Source organism: Kitasatospora sp. MAP12-44 (assembly GCF_029892095.1).
Lineage (GTDB): Bacteria > Actinomycetota > Actinomycetes > Streptomycetales > Streptomycetaceae > Kitasatospora.
In genome coordinates this window covers 6,905,445-6,926,524 of sequence record NZ_JARZAE010000004.1, presented here as the reverse complement: position 1 = coordinate 6,926,524, position 21,080 = coordinate 6,905,445, and the positions used below count along the sequence as shown (strand labels likewise).

18 protein-coding genes are annotated in these 21,080 nt (G+C 73.5%); 6 read left to right on the top strand and 12 right to left on the bottom strand.

Going from position 1 to position 21,080, the window contains the following annotated elements; genetic code table 11:
• The 5 genes from P3T34_RS31510 to P3T34_RS31490 all read right to left on the bottom strand — a co-directional run bounded on the left by P3T34_RS31510 (window position 1) and on the right by P3T34_RS31490 (window position 6,117).
• Complete coding sequence (locus P3T34_RS31510; RefSeq protein ID WP_280669445.1) at window positions 1–1,833, bottom strand: ABC transporter ATP-binding protein; 1,833 nt, start codon at window positions 1,831–1,833, stop codon at window positions 1–3.
• A 117-nt stretch (window positions 1,834–1,950) separates the two neighbouring features.
• A complete protein-coding gene (locus P3T34_RS31505) occupies window positions 1,951–2,724 on the bottom strand; it encodes an SDR family oxidoreductase (RefSeq protein ID WP_280669444.1) in 774 nt (257 codons plus the stop codon).
• Window positions 2,721–3,641 carry an SDR family oxidoreductase gene (locus P3T34_RS31500; RefSeq protein ID WP_280669443.1) on the bottom strand — a complete coding sequence of 307 codons (921 nt, stop codon included), beginning with the start codon at window positions 3,639–3,641 and terminating at the stop codon, window positions 2,721–2,723. The genes P3T34_RS31505 and P3T34_RS31500 overlap by 4 nt, the downstream gene beginning before the upstream one ends.
• Entirely contained in the window at window positions 3,641–4,582 is a 942-nt protein-coding gene (locus P3T34_RS31495; protein ID WP_280669442.1) for an alpha/beta hydrolase, read from the bottom strand. The genes P3T34_RS31500 and P3T34_RS31495 overlap by 1 nt, the downstream gene beginning before the upstream one ends.
• Entirely contained in the window at window positions 4,579–6,117 is a 1,539-nt protein-coding gene (locus P3T34_RS31490; protein WP_280669441.1) for an NAD(P)/FAD-dependent oxidoreductase, read from the bottom strand. Before P3T34_RS31490 ends, P3T34_RS31495 begins: the two co-directional genes overlap by 4 nt.
• Before the next feature lie 160 nt (window positions 6,118–6,277).
• Between P3T34_RS31490 and P3T34_RS31485 the strand changes: the two genes are divergently transcribed.
• The 4 genes from P3T34_RS31485 (at window position 6,278) to P3T34_RS31470 (ending at window position 10,822) form a co-directional block, all read left to right on the top strand.
• Entirely contained in the window at window positions 6,278–7,036 is a 759-nt protein-coding gene (locus P3T34_RS31485; RefSeq protein ID WP_280669440.1) for a MerR family transcriptional regulator, read from the top strand.
• Window positions 7,037–7,218: 182 nt separating this feature from the next.
• Window positions 7,219–8,472 (top strand): MFS transporter, encoded by a 1,254-nt coding sequence (locus P3T34_RS31480; RefSeq protein ID WP_280669439.1) that lies wholly within the window; start codon window positions 7,219–7,221, stop codon window positions 8,470–8,472.
• Between the two features lie 116 nt (window positions 8,473–8,588).
• A complete protein-coding gene (locus P3T34_RS31475; protein WP_280669438.1) occupies window positions 8,589–9,929 on the top strand; it encodes an MFS transporter in 1,341 nt (446 codons plus the stop codon).
• A gap of 86 nt (window positions 9,930–10,015) precedes the next feature.
• Window positions 10,016–10,822 carry an inositol monophosphatase family protein gene (locus P3T34_RS31470; protein ID WP_280672509.1) on the top strand — a complete coding sequence of 269 codons (807 nt, stop codon included), beginning with the start codon at window positions 10,016–10,018 and terminating at the stop codon, window positions 10,820–10,822.
• Window positions 10,823–10,874: 52 nt separating this feature from the next.
• On the opposite strand, the gene P3T34_RS31465 is transcribed toward P3T34_RS31470, so the two are convergent.
• From P3T34_RS31465 to P3T34_RS31450, 4 genes are all read right to left on the bottom strand, one after another.
• Window positions 10,875–12,101 carry a cytochrome P450 gene (locus P3T34_RS31465; protein ID WP_280669437.1) on the bottom strand — a complete coding sequence of 409 codons (1,227 nt, stop codon included), beginning with the start codon at window positions 12,099–12,101 and terminating at the stop codon, window positions 10,875–10,877.
• Window positions 12,102–12,133: 32 nt separating this feature from the next.
• A complete protein-coding gene (locus tag P3T34_RS31460; protein WP_280669436.1) occupies window positions 12,134–12,856 on the bottom strand; it encodes a tRNA-dependent cyclodipeptide synthase in 723 nt (240 codons plus the stop codon).
• A 730-nt stretch (window positions 12,857–13,586) separates the two neighbouring features.
• Window positions 13,587–15,074, bottom strand: a complete 1,488-nt coding sequence (locus P3T34_RS31455) for a pyridoxal-dependent decarboxylase (protein ID WP_280669435.1) — start codon at window positions 15,072–15,074, stop codon at window positions 13,587–13,589.
• Window positions 15,071–16,459 carry a diaminobutyrate--2-oxoglutarate transaminase family protein gene (locus P3T34_RS31450; protein ID WP_280669434.1) on the bottom strand — a complete coding sequence of 463 codons (1,389 nt, stop codon included), beginning with the start codon at window positions 16,457–16,459 and terminating at the stop codon, window positions 15,071–15,073. The genes P3T34_RS31455 and P3T34_RS31450 overlap by 4 nt, the downstream gene beginning before the upstream one ends.
• Before the next feature lie 148 nt (window positions 16,460–16,607).
• On the opposite strand from P3T34_RS31450, the gene P3T34_RS31445 reads away from it, so the two are divergent.
• Window positions 16,608–17,216 (top strand): methyltransferase domain-containing protein, encoded by a 609-nt coding sequence (locus P3T34_RS31445; RefSeq protein ID WP_280669433.1) that lies wholly within the window; start codon window positions 16,608–16,610, stop codon window positions 17,214–17,216.
• A gap of 82 nt (window positions 17,217–17,298) precedes the next feature.
• On the opposite strand, the gene P3T34_RS31440 is transcribed toward P3T34_RS31445, so the two are convergent.
• Window positions 17,299–18,192, bottom strand: a complete 894-nt coding sequence (locus P3T34_RS31440; RefSeq protein WP_280669432.1) for an aldo/keto reductase — start codon at window positions 18,190–18,192, stop codon at window positions 17,299–17,301.
• Window positions 18,193–18,269: 77 nt separating this feature from the next.
• Between P3T34_RS31440 and P3T34_RS31435 the strand changes: the two genes are divergently transcribed.
• Window positions 18,270–18,785 (top strand): hypothetical protein, encoded by a 516-nt coding sequence (locus P3T34_RS31435; protein ID WP_280669431.1) that lies wholly within the window; start codon window positions 18,270–18,272, stop codon window positions 18,783–18,785.
• A gap of 7 nt (window positions 18,786–18,792) precedes the next feature.
• Here P3T34_RS31435 and P3T34_RS31430 read toward each other — a convergent pair whose 3' ends face one another.
• Both P3T34_RS31430 and P3T34_RS31425 read right to left on the bottom strand, forming a co-directional pair.
• Window positions 18,793–19,770: a hypothetical protein gene (locus P3T34_RS31430; protein ID WP_280669430.1), complete on the bottom strand. Its 978-nt coding sequence runs from the start codon at window positions 19,768–19,770 to the stop codon at window positions 18,793–18,795.
• Window positions 19,771–19,848: 78 nt separating this feature from the next.
• Window positions 19,849–20,916 (bottom strand): RNA ligase (ATP), encoded by a 1,068-nt coding sequence (locus tag P3T34_RS31425; RefSeq protein WP_280669429.1) that lies wholly within the window; start codon window positions 20,914–20,916, stop codon window positions 19,849–19,851.
• Window positions 20,917–21,080 lie beyond the last annotated feature (164 nt).

Below are 21,080 nucleotides of genomic sequence, written 5' to 3'. Positions count from 1 at the left end.
TCAGCGCGCAGCGGCCGGCTCCTGCGCCGGCTCCTGCGCCGGGGACTCCCGGCGGAGCAGCGCCGCGTAGCGGCCGTCGCGGGCGAGCAGTTCCTCGTGGGTGCCCTGTTCGGCGATCCGGCCGTGGTCGAGGACGACGATCTGGTCGGCCTGGCGGACGGTGGAGAGCCGGTGCGCGATGGTGATCGTGGTGCGGCCGACCGCCAGCGCGTCGATGGCCTGCTGCACCGCCCGCTCGGTCCGGTTGTCCAGCGCGCTGGTCGCCTCGTCCAGGATCAGCACCGGCGGGTTGCGCAGGATGGTGCGGGCGATCGCCAGACGCTGCTTCTCGCCGCCGGAGAAGCGGTAGCCGCGCTCGCCGACCAGGGTGTCGTAGCCGTCCGGCAGGCCGGCGATGTGGTCGTGGATCTGCGCCGCGCGGGCCGCCTCGACGAGCTCGGCGTCGGTGGCGTCGGGCTTGGCGAAGCGCAGGTTGTCGGCGACCGAGGCATGGAACAGGTAGGTCTCCTGGGAGACCACGCCGACCGCCCGGGAGAGCGTCTCGAAGGCGAGGTCGCGCACGTCGGTGCCGTCGATGGCGACCCGGCCGTCCGTGACGTCGTAGAGCCGGGGCACCAGGTAGCTGAGCGTGGTCTTGCCGGAGCCGGTCTCACCGACCACCGCGAGCGAGCCGCCGGGCGGGACGGTGAGGTCGATCCCGGCCAGCGTCGCGGTGGGGTGCTGGGCGTCGTAGCCGAAGTCCACCTGCTCGAAGCGGACCTCGCCGCGCACGTGCGGCAGGCTGACGGGTTCGGCCGACTCGGAGATCTCCACCGGGAGGTCCAGGTACTCGAAGATCCGCTGGAAGAGCGCGAGCGAGGTCTGCACGTCCACGCCGGTGGCCAGCAGGCTGACCGCCGGGCGGAACAGCGCCTGCTGCAGCGAGACGAAGGCGACCAGGGTGCCGATCGAGACGATCGGCGCGCCGCCGGCCGAGGTCAGGCCGGCCGTCAGGTAGATCAGCGCGGGCATCGCGGCCAGCACGATCTGGATGACGTTCATCCGCCAGCGCCCGGCCATGCTGGAGCGCACCTCCAGGCCGGCCAGCTCCTGCGACTGGTCGGTGAACTCGCGGGAGAGCGAGTCCGAGCGGCCCATGGTGCGGCCGAGCAGGATCCCGCTGACCGACAGCGACTCCTGGACGGCGGAGGACATCAGCGCGAGCTGCTTCTGCCGCTGCGAGGTGATCTTCTTGCGCTCGTTGCCGACCCGGCGGCTGATCCAGACGAAGAATGGGAGCAGCAGCAGCGAGACCACCGTGAGCCGCCAGTCCAGCGCGGCCATCGCGACGACCGTGGCCACCACGCTGGTCAGGTTGGAGACCAGCGAGGTCGCCGTGGAGGTGACGGTGGACTGCATGCCGCCGATGTCGTTGGCGATCCTGGACTGCACCTCGCCGGTGCGGGTGCGGGTGAAGAAGGCCAGCGACATCCGCTGCAGGTGGGCGTAGACGGCGGTGCGCAGGTCGTGCATGACGTGCTGGCCGACCGTGGTGGAGATCAGCGTCTGCAGGACGTTGAAGACGCTGTTGACGACGCCGGTCGCCACCATGCCGAGCACCAGCAGGGCGAGCAGGCCGGTGCGGCCCTGCGGGATCGCCACATCGAGCACCGCGCGCAGCAGGAACGGGGAGACCACGGACACCACGGCCGAGGCCCCGACCAGCAGCCCGACCACCGCCAGCCGTCCACGGTAGGGGCGGAAGAGCCCCAGGATGCGACGCAGCTGGGCGGGGGGCTGCGGATCGTCCGCCGAGCGTTCGGGCGGTGTCCATTCGACGCGGTCAGGCCTCACAGGACCTCCAGGGTAGGCAACATGGAGAGCATAGCTCATTGTTAGCTGTGCTAATAATGAGCTATGCCCGCCAGCTATTCCCGCTTCCCTGGGTACGAGGGTCAGTGGGTACGGGGGTCAGTTCGTCCGGTACGTTCGCGCCGCCTTCGAGGACATTCCGCCCAGCTTGCCCGCCGGCAGCAACCGGGCCACCGCGACCACCGCCTTGTAGCGCTTGCCCGGCACCGAGAGGGTCCGCCCGTGCGCCAGGTCGCGCAGCGCCTCGTCCACCACCCGCTCGGCCGAGAGCCAGCCCCAGGCCGGGATGTTCGACGTCCCCATGCCGGCCCGCTCGTGGAACTCGGTACGGGTGAAGCCCGGGCAGAGCGCCATCAGCCGCACACCGCTGCCGGTCAGGTCACGCGCCACACCCTGGGTGAAGTTGACCACCCACGACTTGGTCGCCCCGTACGTGCCGCGCGGCAGGAAGGCCGCCACCGAGGCCACGTTGACCACCCCGCCGAAGCCGCGCTCGCGCATCCCCGGCAGCGCGGCCGAGGTGAGCCGCAGCACCGCCTCGACATGCACCTTGAGCATGTCGAGCTCCTGCTCCAACGGGACCGTCAAGTAGGCGCCCCGGTTGCCGAATCCGGCGTTGTTGACCAGGATGCCGACCGGCCGCACGGTGTCCGCCAGCCGCTGCTCGACGGCGGTGATGCCCTCCTCGGTGGCGAGGTCGGCGGTGAGCACCTCCGCCTCGACGCCGTGGTTCTTGCGCAGTTCGGCGGCGCAGGCCGTCAGCCGCTCGGTGTTCCGGGCGACCAGGACGAGGTCATGGCCGTCCTTCGCCAGCCGGCGGGCGAAGGCGGCACCGATTCCGGCGGTGGCACCGGTGATGAGAGCAGTAGTCATGAGGTGACGCTAGCGCCACTGGCCTCACCGGGTGCGGCGTGGGCCGCATCGTCGGCGGCGCCGCCCGCGCCGACCGGTCGCAGCCGGCTGGTCGCGGTCGCCTTCAACCGGGGTGCCAGCCGGGCCACCTCGCGCGCGCCGACCGAGGCGATCAGCCCCGGCAGCATCCAGCGCATCGGCTGCATACCGCGCAGCCAGGCCTGCGCGTACACGTGCGGCGAGCGGCGGGCGATCCCGGCGACCAGCCGGTCGACGGCCGGGCCGATCGGGTACGTGCGGTTGGCCGGCCACGGCAGCCGGGCCCGCATCTCGCGCAGCACCTCGTCCTGGTCGGCGCCGCGCACCATGTCGGTGTCGGTCCAACTCAGGTAGCCGACACCGACCTTGACGCCCTGGTGGGCGACCTCGGCGCGCAGCGCGTGGGCGAAGGACTCGACGCCCGCCTTGCTCGCGCAGTACGCGCTCATCAGCGGCGCCGGGGTGATCGCGGCCAGCGAGGCGATCTGCAGCAGGTAGCCGCGGCTCTGGGTCAGGGCCGGCAGGAAGGCGCGGGCGGTGGCGACACTGCCCAGCAGGTTGACCTCGATCACCCGGCTGAACGCGGCGTGGTCGCTGTCCAGCAGCGGGCCGCCGATCGCGATGCCCGCGTTGGCGACCACCGTGTCGATCCGGCCGTACCTCGCCAGGATCGCCTCGGCGGTGGCGCTCAGCGCCGCCAGGTCCGTCACGTCGGCCTCCCAGCTGGAGGCGTCCGGGCCGCAGAGCGCGGCGGCGGCCTTCAGTTCGGCCGGCTCCAGGCCGACCAGGGCGACCTTGGCTCCGCGCTCGGCCAGCCGGCGGGCCATCAGGGCGCCCAGGCCCCGGGCCGCGCCGGTGACCACGACGACCTGGGAGTCGAGCGAAGGCGGCGGGGTCATCAGCTCACGGTCCTCTCGGGGGTGACAACAGCGGCAGGGGTCAGGTGGGCGCCGACCAGCCGGCGGATCTCGGCGGCGACCTCGGCGGGCCGCTCGATGGGCGACATATGGCCGACGCCGGGCAGCTCCAGCAGCCCCTCCGAGGCGGACAGCGCCGCCCGCATCCGGCGCGCGTGCACCGGCGGGGTGAGCCGGTCGGCGGTGCCGACGACGATCGCGGTGGGCGCCGCCAGCTTCGCCAGCCCGGCGGTGACGTCCAACTCGCCCAGCACGTCGGCCCAGCGGGCCCGGACCATGGTCGGGCAGGCCTGGACGATCCGGGCCGAGGCGTCGGCCCGGTCGACGGGGGTGGCCGGGCCCATCGTGCCGTACTTCAGCAGCGCGCGGGAGAGCGCGGTGACCGGCCCCAACGGCAGCCGGGAGCGCAGCAGATGACGGTGCAGCACGCGGCGCAGCGCGGACGGGCGGACGGCCGGCAGCACCAGCAGTTCCTCGACCAGCTCGCTGGGGCCGGTGCTGACCAGCAGCGCCGCCGCCGTCCGCTCGGCCACCGCGGGCCGGTCGCCGGCCGCCATGATGGTCATCCCGCCCATGCTGTGCCCGACCAGCACCGCCCGCTCGCCCGCCGGGACGACCGCGCGGACGACGGCCTCCAGGTCGTCGGCGAGCGCGGTGGTGGAGTAGCCGCGCTTGGTGGCCGGGCTGTCGCTGCGGCCGTGGCCGCGCTGGTCGTAGGCCACCACCCGGAAGGAGTCGGCGAGTTGGTGCAGGACCGGGGCCCAGAACGCGACCGAGCAGGTCCAGCCGTGCACGAGCACCACCAGCGGCGCTCCCTCGACTCCGTACTCGGCGGCGTGCAGCCGGCTGCCGTCGGCCGAGCAGATCGACAACTCCCGTACGGGGGTGGGCAGTACGCAGTCGGCGGGGGTGACGGGGCTCACGCGGAGACCTCCTGGGCCACAACTGCGGGGGTGCTGCGCTTGATCAGTTCGTACTCGGCGAGGTCCAGCCGGCGGGTGGCCCGGCGGAAGGCGCTGGTGGAGCCGGGCCACAGCACGGTGTTCTTACCGCCCTCGTCCAGGTACCAGCTGCGGCAGCCGGTGTTCCAGACGGTGCGCTCCATCTTGTGCTGCAGGCGCTGGTTCCACTGCCGCTGTGCCCGCTCGGTGGGCTGCAGCGCGGTCGCGCCGACCGACTCCAGGGTGCTCAACGCGTCCATCAGGTAGTTCAGTTGGGACTCGATCATCAGGATCATCGAGCTGTTGCCGAGCCCGGTGTTGGGCCCTATGACAAAGAAGAGATTGGGGAAGCCGTGCACGGTCGAGCCGCGCAGCGCCTCCATGCCGCCCTTCCACGACTCGGCCAGCGAGCGTCCGTCGGCGCCGAACACCTTGGCGCCGATCGGCATATCGGTGACGTGGAAGCCGGTGCCGAAGATGATCGTGTCGACCTCGTGCGCGCTGCCGTCGGCACCGACCAGGGTGGAGCCGCGCACCTCGGCGAGCCCGGTGCTGACCACCTCGGCGTTGGGCGCGGCCAGCGCCGGGTAGTAGGCGTTGCTGATCAGGATCCGCTTGCAGCCGATCCGGTAGTCCGGGGTCAGCCGCCCGCGCAGCGCCGGGTCGGCGATCGAGCGGGCCAGGTGGCGCTCGGCCACCCGCTGGACCATCCGCAGCGCACCGGGGCGCCGCACAAAGGCGTCCACCTGGAGCTCGCGGACGGCGAAGAGCGCGGCCCGGCGCAGCGTGGTGGTGGCGGGGACGGCTCGGTGCAGCCAGCGCTCGGCGCCGCTGATCTCGCGGTCCACCTTGGGCAGGACCCAGGCGGGGGTGCGTTGGAAGACGGTCAGCTTGCCGACCTTGGGCTGGATCGACGGGATCACCTGGATCGCCGAGGCGCCGGTGCCGACGACGGCGACGCGCTCGCCCGTCAGGTCGTGTCCGTGGTCCCAGCGGGAGGTGTGGAAGACCTTGCCGGGGAAGTCGGCGAGCCCGGGCAAGTCGGGGACCTGCGGGTCGGAGAGCGGTCCGGCAGCCGAGACCAGCGCGTCCGCCGTCCACTCCCCCGCCGTGCTGGTGACCCGCCAGCGGGTCTGCTCGGACTCCCAACGGGCCTCGGTGACCTCGGCGTTGAAGCGCAGGTGCGGGCGCAGGCCGAAGGTGTCGGTGACCTTCTCCAAGTAGGCCCGGATGTCGGCCTGGCCGGAGAAGCTGCGCGGCCAGTCGGGGTTGGGGGCGAAGGAGAAGGAGTAGAGGTGCGAGGGGACGTCGCACGCGCAGCCCGGGTAGCTGTTGTCCCGCCAGGTGCCGCCGACCGAGTCGGCGCGCTCCAGGATCACGAAGTCGGTGATCCCGGCCCGGCGCAGCCGGACACCGGCGCCGAGGCCGCCGAAGCCGGAGCCGATGACGGCGACGCGGACATGCGGGACGGCCGGCACCGGGCCGGGGCGGGTGCGCTGCTTGGGGCTGGCTGCCATGCGGCGGGGTCCTCTCTGGGCGCTGCGGTTGCTGACGATTCTCTCCCCCAGCAATCGCGCCAGTATCCACTGGCGCGATTGGCAGCGTAGCCCTTGTCGACAGCGGGTGGAAGAAGGACGACCGGTCCGATTTCAGACGCTGCCGCCCTATGCTGGCGGCGTGGCGGAGATCGAGAGCGAAGCAGCAGGTCCGCGCGAGTTCCGCGTCGAGGAGCTCGCGGCGGCCGCCGGCATCACCACCCGCACCCTGCGCTTCTACCGCGAGCGCAAGCTGCTGCCGCCCCCGCGCAAGGAGGGCCGGATCGCCTGGTACGGCGAATCCCACCTGGCCCGGCTGCAGATGATCGCCGAGCTCCTTGAGCGCGGCCACACCCTGGGCGGCATCACCGAGCTGATCGGCGCCGGCGAGAGCGGGCGCGACGTCGCCGAACTGATCGGCCTGCAGGCCGCGATCATCGCGCCCTGGTCGGACGAGACCCCGGTCTCGCTCAGCTGGGAGGAGCTGGCGGCCACCTTCGGCGACCAGCTCACCGAGTCCGCCACCGCCGAATCCCTCGCCCAGGGCTACATCACCGTCCAGGAGGACGGGGTCACCCACGTCAGCCGCCGCCTGATGGACGCCACCGTCGCCCTGGTGGCCGAGGGCGTGCCACTGAGCGCCGTCCTGGACGCGAGCCGCAAGGCCCAGGAGTACGCCGACGCGGTCGCCGACGTCTTCGTCGCCCTGATCCGCGACCAGCTGCTCGGCGCCCTGGCCGGCGAACACCCGCTCCCCCCAGGCGAGGCGGCCCACCTGACCGAGCAGCTCACCCGGATCCGCCCGCTGGCCCGCACCGTCGCCGATGCCCAGTTCGCCCTCGCCATGGACCGCCGGGTGCACGCCGAGTACGACGACGTGGTGCGCCACCGCAGGCGTTGAGAGGTTCTTGGGTGGATCACCCAGGCCGCACGGGTGGTGACGGTGGGTGGCTGGATGATCGGACCATACCCGCGCGGCGCGGCGCCTTCATAGGGTGAGGACTCACCCGCTGGTTGACGGTCTGTCGGGGTCGGCATGGGGGAGGCGGGCGCCCCGGCCCGGCCCCTGGGGGGGCGACCGGCGTGAGTGCGGTGGGGAAGTTCCGTGAGACCTGGGAGTTGACGGGTGGCCAGGTGCTGGCCTGGTCGCTGCTGGGGCGGTTGCCGGCGGCGATGTGCCCGATCGGGACGCTGCTGCTGGTGAGCCAGAACACCGGCAGCGTCTGGCGCGGGTCGGCGGTGGCCGGGGCGCTGGCGGTGGGGCAGGCCGGGGGCGGGCCCTGGGTGGGCCGGCTGGCGGACCGGCGCGGGCAGCGGCCGGTCGGGCTGGTCGCGGCCACCGTCAACGCGCTGGCCATCCTCGCGCTGGTGGCCGCCTCGCACTACGGCGCGCCGCTGGGCTGGCAGGTGGCGCCGGCCGTGCTGGTCGGGCTCTCCGTCCCGCTGGTCGGGCCGCTCTCGCGCAGCCGCTGGCTCTGGCTGGCGCGCGGCCGCCCCGAGCGCCGGGCCTCGGCGCTCTGGCTGGACGGGCTGCTCGACGAGGCCAGCTTCACCAGCGGCCCGGCCGTGGTCGGCGTGCTCGCCACGCTGGCCGGACCGGGCGCCGGGATGCTGCTGGCGGCGGCCCTGGTCGGCGTCTGCTCGACGCTCTTCGCGCTGCACCCCTCGGCCCCGCCCGGCAGCCGCGGCAGCACCCGCAGCGCGCCCGCCGAGCGGCTGCTCACCCTCCCGTACGGGCTGCTGCTGGCGGGCATGGCGCTGCTGGGCGTGGTCTTCGGCTCGCTCCAGGTCGGCGTCACCGCGACCACCACGCACCTGGGCCACCCCGGCGCGGCCGGGCTGCTGTACGGGCTGATCGGCCTGACCAGCTCCTTCGCCGGCGTCGCCGTGGCGACCGTGCCGGCCCGCTTCGACCTGCCCGGACGCCTGCGGGCGGGGACCGGCCTGCTCTTCGCCGCCTCCCTGCTGGCGCCGCTGATCGGCAGCAGCCTGGGCGGACTGGCCGTCGCGGTGGGATGCGTGGGGCTCGCGGTCGCGCCGCAGATGATCACCATGTTCGGCCTGGTCGAACGGACCGTCCCCGGCGGGCGGCTGGGCGAGGCGATGGCGGGCCTGGTCAGCAGCATCACGCTGGCCCAGGCGGCGGGCACGGTGGCGGCCGGCTGGGCGGTGGACGCCTCCGGTCCGAGCGCGCCCTTCGGGATCACCTGCGCGGCCGCGGCGACCGCGCTGCTGCTGGCCGCGTGCACGGCGACCGGCGGGCGCTACCGCCGCACAGCGCAGTCGGCGCCCGTCCAGGCCGTGCCCGAGGGCGGGATGACAGCCGGGCACCGCTGAGCCACTTGCCGGTCGGTCGGTCGGTCTAAATATGTTGACGTCGAGATTGAATCTCCGGCACGCTGCCCCCGAATCTCTTGATGTCGAGATACTTTCCAGCGGAACGGAGGCCGCCGATGCGGCGCGGCGGACAGAACCAGCAGGCCGAGCCGCCGGGCGGCGGCCTGCTGAGCCAGCTGCGCCGTCCGCCCGGCGGCCGGGACGCGCGGATCATGCTGCTCGCGCAGCTGCTGGACCGCACCGGGACGGGCGTGTGGGGCGCGGCCTCGGTGCTGTACTTCACCTTCGTGGACGGCCTGGACGCCCGCCGGCTCGGCCTGCTGCTGGGCGCGGCCGGGGTGGCGGGCATCGCCGGCTCGCCGCTGGCGGGCCGGCTGGCCACCCGCTTCCCGGTGCGCCCGCTGCTGATCGGCTGCCACCTGCTGCGCCTCGGCACGACCTGCCTGCTGCTGGTGTGCGGCCACTTCGACGTGCTGCTTCCGGTGGTCGCCGCCACCTCGCTGGGCGACCGGGCGGCCAAGACGCTGGAGATGCTGTTCGCCACCCGGGTGGCGGGCGAGCGGCGCTCCACCTACCAGGCGCTGTACCGCAGCGCGGGGAACGCCGGCTGCGCGCTCGGCGCGGGGATCGCCGCGATCGGCCTGGCCGTCGGGACCCGCCTTGCCTACGACGCGCTGATCCTGGCCAACGCGCTCTCCTTCCTGCTGGCCGCGGTGCTGGTCCTGCGCACTCGCGAGCCGCGCGACCACGCGCCGGCGACCACCCGCAGCGCCGAAGCACTGCCGAACGGACCGAGCCCGTGGCGCGACCGCGGCTACCTGCTGTTCGTGCTGCTGGACATCCCGCTGAACCTGGACGACTCGATCCTCAACGTCGGGCTGCCGCTCTGGCTGGTGCACCACACCAAGGCGCCGCACGCGTTCGTCCCGGCGTTCCTGGTGATCAACACCGTGCTGGTGGTCGTCCTGCAACTCCACGTCTCGGCACGGGCCGAGGGGCCGCGCCGGGCCGCGTGGGCGGTGCTCGCGTACGGGCTGACGCTGCTCGCCTGCTGCCTGGTCCTGGCCACCGCCACCGGCGGCGGGGCCGGGACGGCCTCGGTCGCGCTGCTGCTCGCCGCGGTGCTGGTCACCGGGGCGGAGCTGATGCGCTCGGTGAGCTCCTGGGAGCTGGCGGTCTCGCTCGCACCGCCGCGGGCGCGGGCGGGCTACCTGGGCGTGGCGGGCATGTCGCAGTCTGTCCAGAAGTCGGCCGGCCCGCTGCTGCTGACCGGCGCCGTACTGACCGCCGGCCCGGCGGGCTGGCTCGCACTCGGCGCCGCCGTCGCCGGCCTGTCCGCCGTCCAGCACCGCACCTGCCTGCGCCGCCTGAACAGCGCATCGCCGACCCCGCTCCCCCTGCCCCGCAGCACCGAGCTGGGACCGCGTCAGGTCGCCAAGCCTGCCGAGCGCCGGTAGGGGGCGTTCGCGCGGTGGTCGCCGCAGGTCGCGTGGGGCCGGGCGTGCGAGAGTGGTAGCAGCGAAGGGAGAGCGGACGCGTGCTCATGGAGAAGGTGGCGGAGATCCTCACCGAGGCGTCCGCGGAAGTCGTCGAACCCCGGTTCCGGGCGCTGGTGGCCGGCGAGGTGATGGAGAAGTCCCCCGGCGATGTGGTGACCATCGCCGACCGGGAGGCCGAGGTGCTCATCTCCCGCCGGCTGCGCGAGCTGCTGCCCGTCCCGGTGGTCGGCGAGGAGGCGGTGGCCGCCGACCCTTCCGTCGCCCGCGCGCTGCACACCGAGCCCGCCTGCTGGCTGGTCGATCCGGTGGACGGGACCGCCAACTTCGTCGCCGGGCGGCCGGACTTCGCGCTGATGGTCTCGCTGATCCGCGACGGCGAGGCAGTGGCCGCCTGGATCTGGCAGCCGATGACCCGCACCGCCTACGCCGCCGAACTGGGCGCGGGCGCCTGGCGCGACGGCAAACGGCTCACCCGGGCTGCGGCCGCCGCCGACGCGCCGCAGCAGTGGCGCGGCTCGATGAAGCCGTGGTTTCGGACCCAGGACCACTTCCCCGGGCTGGGCGACCGGGTGCGCGCCTTCGGCCAGGTGACCGGGGGTCGGCGCGCAGCCGGCGTGGAGTATCCGCAACTCGCGGACGGTGAACTGGAGTTCCTGCTCTACTGGCGCACCCTGCCGTGGGACCACGCGCCCGGCTCGCTGCTGGTCCGGGAGACCGGCGGGGTCTCGGCCCGACTGGACGGCTCGCCCTACCGGGCGGACCCGCCGGGCGGCGTGGACGGCCTGCTGGTCGCCTGCGACCCGGCGACCTGGGAGCGGACCAGGGCGATCCTGCTCGGCCTGCACGACTGAGTGGGCAGGGCGGACCGGTGGATCACTCTGCCGGTCCGCCCCGCCGACAGGCCTACCAGAGCACCGGCAGGCGCTCCGGCAGACGCTTGATGAAGCCCGGCCGCCAGGCCAGCTGCTCGACCGGCAGCGCAAGGCGCAGCAGCGGCAGCCGCTCCACCAGCGCCGTCAGCGCGATCTCGGCATGCGTGCGACCGAGCGCCGAGGCCGGGCAGAAGTGCTGGCCCGCGCCGAAGGCCAGGTGCGGGTTGGCCTCCCGGTCGAAGTCGATCTTCTCGGGGTGCGGGAAGACCGCCGGGTCGTAGTTGGCCCCCTCGATCAGCACCAGCACCAGCTCACCCGCCTTGATCTCCACCTCCCCCACCCGGACGTCCGCCAGCGCGATCCGCGGCAGGGCGTCGCCGATCGACAGGTTGTAGCGCAACAGCTCGTCCACCGCCCGCCCGATCACCTCCGGTTCGGCCCGCAGGCGGTCGGCCAGCTCCGGCTGCTGCGCCAGCGCGATGATCGCGTGCTGCAGGAAGGCCGAGGTGCTGACCGCGCCCGCGCCGAAGAGCGAGAGTGCGACGGTGGCCAGCAGCTCGTCGCTGACCTGGTCCGAGACGTCCGGCGAGCGGCGCAGCTCGACGAAGCGGCCGAGCAGGCCCTCGGTCGGCTCGGGATCGGCGTTCAGCCGCTCCAGCAGGTAGCCGAGGTCCTTGTACCAGTTGGGAGTCGAGGCCTCGAACGGCGCCGGACTGGTGATGAAGGCGACATCGATGCCGGACATCAGCCGGCGCCAGTCGTCGGTGGGGATGCCCAGCAGCCGACAGTGCAGCGCGGCGGAGTACGGCTCGGTGAAGCCGTCCCGCAGGTCGGCCGGCGGGCCCTGGGCGATCAACCGGTCCAGCAGGTCGTGCGCCTGCGCCTCCAGCCAGCCGCCCAACTCCTTGTCCGCGCGCGGCGAGAGGGTCTTCATCACGGCGTTGCGCAGCCCCGCGCTGTTGATGTTGCCCATGTTGTTGACCACCTCCGGCGGGATGGTCAGCGCGTACTGGCGCGGGACGCCCGGGTTGGCGGTGTCCTTGAGGCTGAACCGCTCGTCCTCCAGCACCTGCTTGGCCAGCTCATAGCTGCTGACCAGCCAGGCCTCGTCGCCGGTCATGGTGCGGACCCGGGCGACCGGCTGCTCCGTCCGCAGCCGCTCGGCCTCCTCGGGCAGGATGTCGCCGCGCCGGGAGAGCGGGAACTCCGGCAGGAACTCCGCCAGGGACGAAGGGTCGCGCTGCGCACTCGTGGTCATGGTGCTTCTCCTCGTGGTGAATTGATTGATCGTCAGGCGGCGGCAGCACGCGGGGGCTCGACCCCCGGACGGACCACCGCATAGGCCTGCTCCGGGACCGCCCGAAGCCCCTCGCTGCGCCCGAACAGCACCGGGGTGAGCGGGAGTTCGACGTGGTAGCAGGAGACCGAGGTGGGCACCCCGAGCAGGCCCGGGGTGTCCAGGAAGAACGGCAGTTCGGCGCAGATGTAGCGCAGTCCGGCGGCGAGCTGCTCCGGGCTCGGCTCGTCGCCGTCGGGCGTGCGGCCGGCCAGGAAGGAGCGCGCCATCCCCTCCGCGGCGCGCCGGAAGACCGGGTCGCCGCGCAGGCCGTCCTCGACGGTGGTGCGCAACTCCTGGTAGCGGGCGTGCGGCAGGAAGTCGGACAGCGCCCGGACCCGCACCGCCGTCCAGCCGGCCTCCTCCACCCCGCGCTGGATCCGCCGGGCGGTGGTCTTGATCTCCTTGGCGGCCCGGCGCTGGGCACGCTCGGGGGTGTAGCCGTACGCCTCGAACTGGGTGTCGACGTGCAGATCCGCGTAGACGATATCCACCGAATCGAAGAACTCCCGTGCCCACAGGATGAGTTCGGATATCCGCTGCGGGCTGAAGTAGCTGTTCCCGGGGCTCACCCCGATCAGCAGGTGGTCTCCGCGCTCCCACACCTGGCGGCAGCGGTCGGAGAAGGGGTGTGCCTCGAACGTGCTGGGCTTGGTGCTGATGAGCGAGTCGCTCATACCGCGGCCTCCGCGTCGCATGGCTGAGTTCACAGCAGAAGTCAGGAAAAGGTAAAGGGGGAGTGTTCGGCACCTCGGGTGCCGAGCCGCGCGCTGCCGTTCACGGGAGCGCGGGAGAACGCACATCCAGGCGCGAGCGCACAGCGGCAGGCGAATGCTTGACGCTCGTTCATCTGGATGTGACGCTGAATTCATGTCCGGCGGTCACCACGGCCCTCGGGCCGTTCCGGATCCGCGCCGAATCCGCTCCGGATCCGCGCCGACGGAAGGTCTCGAACCCCGTGCGAGTTCGGCTCAGTAAAGCGCGCGACCTGCCGGTGATAAGGCCGGCGACGCCTGGATGTCCGGCGTGCCGTCGGGGGTGGACACCACGGACGCCGGGGCCGTCGCCGGCCGCGCCCGATCGCTACGACATGCCGCAGCCACCGCGGACTCGCGGTTGCGCATGACGGGTCCCCCTCGCGCCGCGAGTCCCTGAGAGCCGTGTGCTCCCGGTGTGGCGGCGACTACTGGAAGTGACGTTACCGCCGTGGTTCAGGCAGTACGCAAGTCCTGTCGAGGGGTTGGCGAAATGTCGTCCAGGGGCGGCCGAAAACGTACGAGGGAATTCGCCAGGATTGGTCAGCAGCCCATCGGGAACGCGCAGCCCGGGGAATATCCCCGAGGCCACAGCGATCCCCTGGCTATTCCTCCAATCGACCCGCTGGAATTCCCCTTCGGATGGTATGGATCACCAGTTACCGGTCCCCCCGGAATCGGCCTCCAGCAGCCGGCCGGTACCGACCACCTCGTCCAGCAGTCGGGCCAATTCCGCCTCGCTCGTGTGCGGATTCAGCAGCGTGAGCTTGAGCCGCACCAACCCGGGTCCGGCTCCCGGCAGTTCGGTGCGGCCGAGGACCGCCCGACCGCCGGCCAGCAGCCGCCTGCGCAGCTCGCCGTTCAGCTGGTCCACCCCCGCCGGATCCAGCCCCGGGGCGCGGTAGTGGAACACCACCGTGGTCAGCAGCGGTTCGCAGTGCAGGACCAACTCCGGTCGGGCACGTACGAGTTCCGCACCGGCCAGGGCCAGGTCATGGCAGCGGTCGACCATCTCGCCGAGCCCCTGGCGGCCCAGCGTGCGCAGGGTGACCGCGATCTTGAAGGCGTCGGCCCGCCGGGTGGTGCGCAGCGAGAGGCCGAGCAGGCTCGGGTAGCCGGCCTCCTCGTCGTCCGCCGGGTTGAGGTAGACCGCGCGGCGGGCCAGCGAGGCGTAGGTCTCGACCCGGCGGGCCAGGAAGATCCCGGCGGCGGCCGGCTGCCAGCCCAGCTTGTGCCAGTCCAGCGAGACCGAGTCGGCCCGGGCCACGCCGTCCAGCAGCGGGGCCAGCCGGTCAGAGAGCAGCGCGCCGCCGCCGTACGCGGCATCCACGTGCAGCCAGGCGCCGTACTCGGCCGCCAGGTCGGCGCACCGGTGCAGCGGGTCGATCGCGCCGGTGTCGGTGGTCCCGGCGGTGGCGACCACCGCGATCGGCCGCTCACCTGCCCGGACGGCCGCCGCCAGCGCCTCGGCGAGCGCGTCGCCGTCCATCCGCAGTTCGCGGTCGACCTCGACGGGGACCACCGCGCGCTCCCCGAGGCCCAGGACCGCGGCGGCGCGCTGGATCGAGAAGTGCGCCGCCCGGGAGGCGAAGATCCGCGGCCGCAAGGCCTGGTCGACGCCGTCCAGTTCGGGGGTCCCTGGCAGCGTCCGGTCCCGGGCGAGCATCAGCCCCAGCAGGTTGGACTCGGTGCCGCCGGAGGTCACCACCCCTGCGGCGAGTTCGGGCCGGTAGCCGACCAGGACGGCCAGCTCCTCCAGGAGTTCGGTCTCCAGCACGGTGGCGGCCGGCGCCTGGTCCCAGGAGTCCAGCGAGGGGTTGAGCGCGTCGACGGCCAGGTCGGCGGCGACCGCCACCGCCAGCGGCGGGCAGTGCAGGTGCGCCGCGCAGAACGGATCGGCGGGGTCGGCAGCGCCGTGCGCCAGCAGCTCGGTCAGCCGCTCCAGCACATCGGACTCGGTGCGCTGGAACTCCCCGCGGACCAGCGCGGCCAGGGCCGCCGGGTCACCGGGCGGCAGCGGGCCGCCGCGGCGCTCGGCGCCGGCCTCGAGCGCGGCCAGGACGGTCTCGAGCAGCGGTCGCAGTGCCGCCGCTCCGGCCACTCCCCCGGCCAGCGGCGGGAGTTCGGGCATCGTACTCATCGGACCTCCCCCGCGCCGGGCGCGGACGCGACGGCGATCGCCTCGGCCAGCCGCTCCAGCACCGCCCTGGCCTGTTCGTCGGTGATGGTCAGCGGCGGCAGCAGCCGCAGCACCGCGCCGTGCCGGCCGCCGAGTTCGACGATCAGCCCGCGCGCCAGGCACGCCTCGCGGACCCGGACCGCCAGCGCGGGGTCCGCCGGCCGGGCACCGCAGCCGTCCACCTCGACGGCGGGGTCGACCAGTTCGACGCCGATCATCAGCCCGCGCCCGCGCACGTCGCCGATCACCGGCAGGGCGGCGCGCAGCGCGACCAGCTCCGCCATCAGCCATCCGCCCACCTGCCGGGCCCGGTCGGCCAGCGCATGGGCGGCGACGTAGCGCAGGGTGGCCGCGCCGGCCGCCATCGCCAGGGTGTTGCCGCGGAACGTCCCGGTGTGCGCGCCGGGCCGCCAACTGTCGTACTCCTCGCGGTAGACCACCACCGCGAGCGGCAGACTGCCGCCGATCGCCTTGGAGAGCACCATGGCGTCCGGCATGATCCCGCTGTGCTCGACCGCCCACATCGTGCCGGTGCGGCCGACGCCGGTCTGCACCTCGTCCACGACCAGCGGGATGCCGCGCTCGGCGGTGATCCGGCGCATCGCACGCAGCCAGCCGTCCGGCGCCGGTACCGTGCCGCCCTCGCCCTGCACCGGCTCCAGGATCATCGCGGCCGGGCGCAGCACGCCGCCCGACGGGTCGTCCAGCAGCCGCTCGGTGTAGACCGCCGCCATCCGCTCGCCCTGCTCCCCGCCCAGCCCGAACGGGCAGCGGTAGGAGTAGGGGTAGGGCAGCCGGGTGACCTCGCCGCCACTGGGCAGCGGGGCCTTGGCGGCGAGATTGCCGCTGACCGCGAGGGCGCCCGCCGTCATGCCGTGGAAGGCGCCGGTGAAGGCGAGCGCGCCGCGGCGGCCGGTGGCGGTCTGCATCAGCTTGAGCGCCGCCTCGACCGCGTCCGTCCCGGCCGGGCCGCAGAAGTGCACCCGGGCGCGGTCGGCGAAGGCGGCCGGCAGGCTCTCCAGGAGCGCGGTGGTGAAGTCGTCCTTCTCCGCGGTGGCGAGGTCAAGCAGGTGCAGCGGAGCGCCGCTGTCGAGGGTGCGCCGGATCGCCTCCAGCACCACCGGGTGGTTGTGGCCGAGCGCCAGGGTGCCGGCGCCGGAGAGGCAGTCCAGGTAGCGGCGGCCGTCGGCGCCCTCGACCGTCATGCCGTGCGCGCGCACCGGCACGATCGGGAACGAGCGCGCGTACGTGCGGGCGGCGGACTCGCGGACCCGTTGGCGACGCAGGATGGCCTCGCCCGGCACGGCGGGGGCGGCTGGACCGGCGGGCGCGACTGGTGGGCTCAAGGCAGCTCCAAAGATAGGTAAGGCTAACCTCAGTTTATGGCCCGCCCGCTGCCTCACCCGGTATTTCAACGACACACTCGGCCGCAGGTCACGGGTAGGCTCCCGGGCAGTCCATACGCTTCCGGGCCGTCCAGAGGAGTGAGCACCGATGCCGACCGACCACGCCGAACAGCTCGCCCGTACCCGGGAGTTCTTCGCCTCCCGCGCGGCGGACTGGGAGATCCGCTTCCCCGACGACGGCCCGCGCTACGCCGCCGCCGTCACCGAACTCGGTCTGCGCCCCGGGCAGACGGTGCTCGACGCGGGCTGCGGCACCGGGCGCGCACTGCCCGAACTGCGGCGGGCGGTGGGGGCGGCGGGCACCGTGCTCGGCCTGGACCTGACGCCGGAGATGCTCCAGCAGGCCGCCGCGCTCGGGCGGCGCGCGGCGGCCTGCCTGGTGGCGGCCGACTGCGGACGGCTGCCGCTGCGCGACGGCGTGCTCGACGCGGTCTTCGCGGCCGGCCTGATCTCCCACCTGCCGGCCCCGCAGGGCGCGCTGGCCGACCTGGCCCGCGCCACCCGACCGGGCGGCCGGCTCGCGCTGTTCCACCCCGTCGGCCGGGCCGCGCTGGCCGCCCGGCACGGCCGCGCGCTCACCCCCGACGACCTGCGCGCCGAGCCCAACCTGCGCCCGCTGCTGGCGGACGCGGGCTGGCGGCTGACGCACTACGCGGACCTGGACGACCGGTACCTGGCCCTCGCCGAGCGCGCCTGAGCCCGACCGGCACATGGTGGGCGTCGCGACGCCGCCCACCATGTGCCGGTCGGGCTGTGCCCGCGCCCGGGTCCTCAGGCGCTCAGACGGCAGCGCTGAGCGCCTCGAACTCCGCGTCGCTCAGCCGGATGCGGGCCGCCTCGACGTTGTCCTCCAGGTGCGCCACCGAGGACGTGCCCGGGATCGGCAGCATCACCGGCGAGCGCTTGAGCAGCCAGGCCAGCGCCAACTGCGAGGGGGAGGCGCCGTGTTCGCGCGCGAGCGCGTCCAAGGCGCCGCCCGGGCGGGCGAGTTCGCCGGTGGCCAGCGGGAACCACGGGATGAACGCGATGCCGTGCGCCTGCGCGTGGTCCAGCAGCTCCTCGGACTGCCGGTTGGCGAGGTTGTAGAGGTTCTGCACCGAGGCGATCACGGCGTGCCGCCCGGCCTCCTCCAGCTGCGCCACGCTGACCTCACTGAGGCCGATGTGCCGGATCTTGCCCTCCTTCTGCAGCAGCACCAGCTCGCCGAGCTGCTCGGCCAACGGCACCTTGGGGTCGATGCGGTGCAGCTGGAAGAGGTCGATCCGCTCCACTCCCAGATGACGCAGGCTCAGCTCGGCCTGCTGGCGCAGATACTCGGGCCGGCCCACCGGGTGCCAGGCGTCCGGTCCGCTGCGGGTCAGCCCGGCCTTGGTGGCGATCACCAGCTCGTCGGCGTATGGGTGCAGGGCCTCCTTGATCAGCAGCTCGGAGACGAACGGCCCGTAGGAGTCGGCGGTGTCGATGAACGTGACGCCCAACTCGACGGCGCGGCGCAGCACCCGCACCGCCTCGTCGGGATCGCGGGGCTCGCCCCAGATGCCCGCGCCGGTGAGCTGCATGGCGCCGTAGCCCAGGCGGTGCACGGGCAGGTCGCCGCCGATGGCGAAGCTGCCGGAGGCGTGGGCGGGCTGAGCGGATGCGGCAGTGGATCCGGCAGTGGGTTCGGTCGTCATGACGGCCTTTCAGGTTGCCTCGGTTATCGGATTGCATCTGCAAAATACCGGCCAACTCCCCCGTATGCTCGGGCTTTATGATCGCAATATCGCGTCGCCTCCCGATCACCGCCGCCCTTGCCGGCCTCCCGCTCCTGCTGGTCACCGGCTGCGGATCGAGCCCTTCGAGCACGGCCACCGCACCGATCCCGCCCGCCGCCGCCCCCGCGGTGACCGGCACGCCGAGCAGCAGCGACGGCACCAGCGGCGGCACCCTCACGCTGACCGGGACCGGCGGCGCGGCCTTCCACTTCGACAACGCCGCCTGCCTGGGCAAGAAGGACCCGGCCGGCGACATCGTGCTGACGGCGACCAGCAGCACCGACGGCGCGACCGCCGTCCTGAGCTTCCAGAGCGGCAAGCCCTCGCTGCTGCTCACCCCCAGCGGCAGCAGCGGAACGATCTGGTCGACCGCCGGCGACGCGGCCCCCGGCACCGCGAGCCGTACGGTCGACACCATCACCCTCAAGGCCATGCCGGTCTCGCAGCTCACCGGCCAGAGCGCCACCGCCAGCGGCACCCTCACCTGCTCGGGCACCCAGGCGCTGCTGTAGCCGCCGATCAGTCGTAGTCGGAGCCGCTGACCGCCCAGGCCAGGCCGGTGGCCGGGTCCTCCAGGGCCAGGTGCAGGTGCCAGATCTCGTCGGCCGGGTCGCACCAGGTGAAGCAGCGCATCCGTGCCACCAGGGCGTCCACCTCCTCGGCGGGGGCGGCGCCGAAAGGGTCCGCCATCGCGGCCAGCGCGCCCCACACGGCGATCCTGCCGCGCGCTGCGCCGCCCGGCTCGCCGTAGGCGCCGGCTCCGGAGGCGGCCCGCACCAGCGCCGGGTAGGCGAGGGCGAAGGGGATGTAGCCGCCGGTCGCGGGTGCTCCGCTGGGTGCCAGCAGGGCGGCCGCGTCCGGGGCCGAGCCGCGCAGGCAGCGGGTGCTGAGCCAACTGGACAGGCCGCGCAGCGCGGCGGTGGCGGGCTGGTCGGGGCCGGGCAGCGCGCTGCCCGGGGCCGGCAGCCGGATCGGGCCGAGGCCCTCGCGGGTGTCCGGCAGCGAGAAGAGCGCGGTGGCCGCCGCGCCGCCGCGCCGGTAGCTGGTGACCCGGCTGCCCGGCTCCCAACCCGCCTGCTCCCACGGCCGCAGCGCCAGCGGCGGGTTCGTGCCGGTCAAGGTGCTGTCCGTGAGGTCCTCGCCGAGCAGCACCCGGGTGTGCGCCACCAGCGTGCGGATCGGCTCCCCGGGCAGCAGCGGGTCCAGCACCGCCCAGCTGTGCCGGCTGGCCAGCACCTCCCAGAGCGGCCCGACCCGGCCGTCGTACTCCCCCGCCACCGCGCCGGGACCGGCCGACGGGTCGAAGAGGCCGGCCCCGACCTCGGCCGGCGCGGCGAAAGCGAGTTCGTGGCCGAAGGCCGCCGCCTCGCGCGCCGCGGCCCGCTCACCGCTCAGCGCCGCGGTGGCCGCCCGGGTCTGCCGGTAGATCCCGAGCAGCTCCGCCCAACTCCCCTGGGCGGCCAGGGCACGGAGCCTGCGGTCCTCATGGGTGATCATATTTGCAGCGTACGTGCCTCCCGCCGACACGCTCTGACACCACGTCAGCTCGGTGCGTCGCCGCGCCGGAGGCATGTCTCACTCATACTCGGTGCCGCCCTTGCGGGTCAGGTAGGCGCCGCTGACCACCTTGGCGATGGCCCGGCCGCCCAGCGTGAAGCTGTGCCGCTCCACGACCGGCCGGATCACCACGCCCTCGCGCAGGTGCAGCTGCCGACCCGAGACGGTCTCCCGACCGTCCGCCAGCGCCAACACGGTGGCCGTGTCGAACGGCCCGCTCCACAGCTGCGGCACCAGCGGGAGCCGGCCGGTGAGCAGCTCGGCCGCATCCAGCCAGTGCAGCTGCCCGTCGATCACGGCGGAGACGTCGAAGACCGCGTAGCCGGGCAGCTCGGCGCGGCCCGAGGCACCGTAGCCGAGGTCCTGCACGCCCGCGCCGAAGACCTCGCCGAAGATGCCGACCCTCTCGGCGCCCAGCCGCTCGGCCAGTTCGGCGGCCACTACGGGCACGCCGTGCGCCCTGACGGCCCGCCAGTACAGATTGACCGGGTCCTCCTTGAGTGCCAGGCCCTGGGCCCCGATGCCCTTGGAGGAGACCTGCACCGCACCGCTGCCGGCGTGGTAGGTGAGCAGGCAGCAACTGCCGTGCAGCTTCTCGGTCAGCACCACCTGCTCCCCCGGCTCGAAGGCGTCCGGGAAGCGCTGGAAGTTCTCGATGTCGACCCAGGGCAGCAGGTCGGGGGCGGCCTCCACGTCGCCGCTCATCGTGGTCGGGATCGGCGGCGACCACTTGGTCACACCCAGCTCGGCGGCGAAGTCGCGGCCCTCGGCCGCGGCCGCGACCAGGTCGACGCCGGCCAGCGCGCCCGGACGGCAGACGATGCCCTGGGAGAGCTCGCCACGCAGCCGCACCGCCCGGACCCGGTCGGCGTCGGGGCCCGCCAGCCGTCCGGTGAGGCCCAGTTCCTCGATCAGTGCGGCGGGCAGCACCGACTGCTCGGGGAGGTAGACGGCGTACTCACCGGTGCGGTAGGCGCCCTTGGCGACCACCGCCCGGTAGAGGCCGACCTGGGCCAGCTCCAGAGCATCCGCGTTCGGATGCACCAGGACGGTGAGCCGTTCGGCTGTGACGCGCAGCGTGGACATTTAGGGTTTCCTCCCCGTGGGTAAGCCCCTACTCTGACGAACCGTCGGGGCATCCCGCCAGGGCTTTTCCCACGGTTCGCACAGGTCGCGGGGGCTTCGGGGGCCGGTTGGCCTGTGCGAAGGCACAAGGGATTTCAGGCTTGCATTTGCGGCACTATGATCGG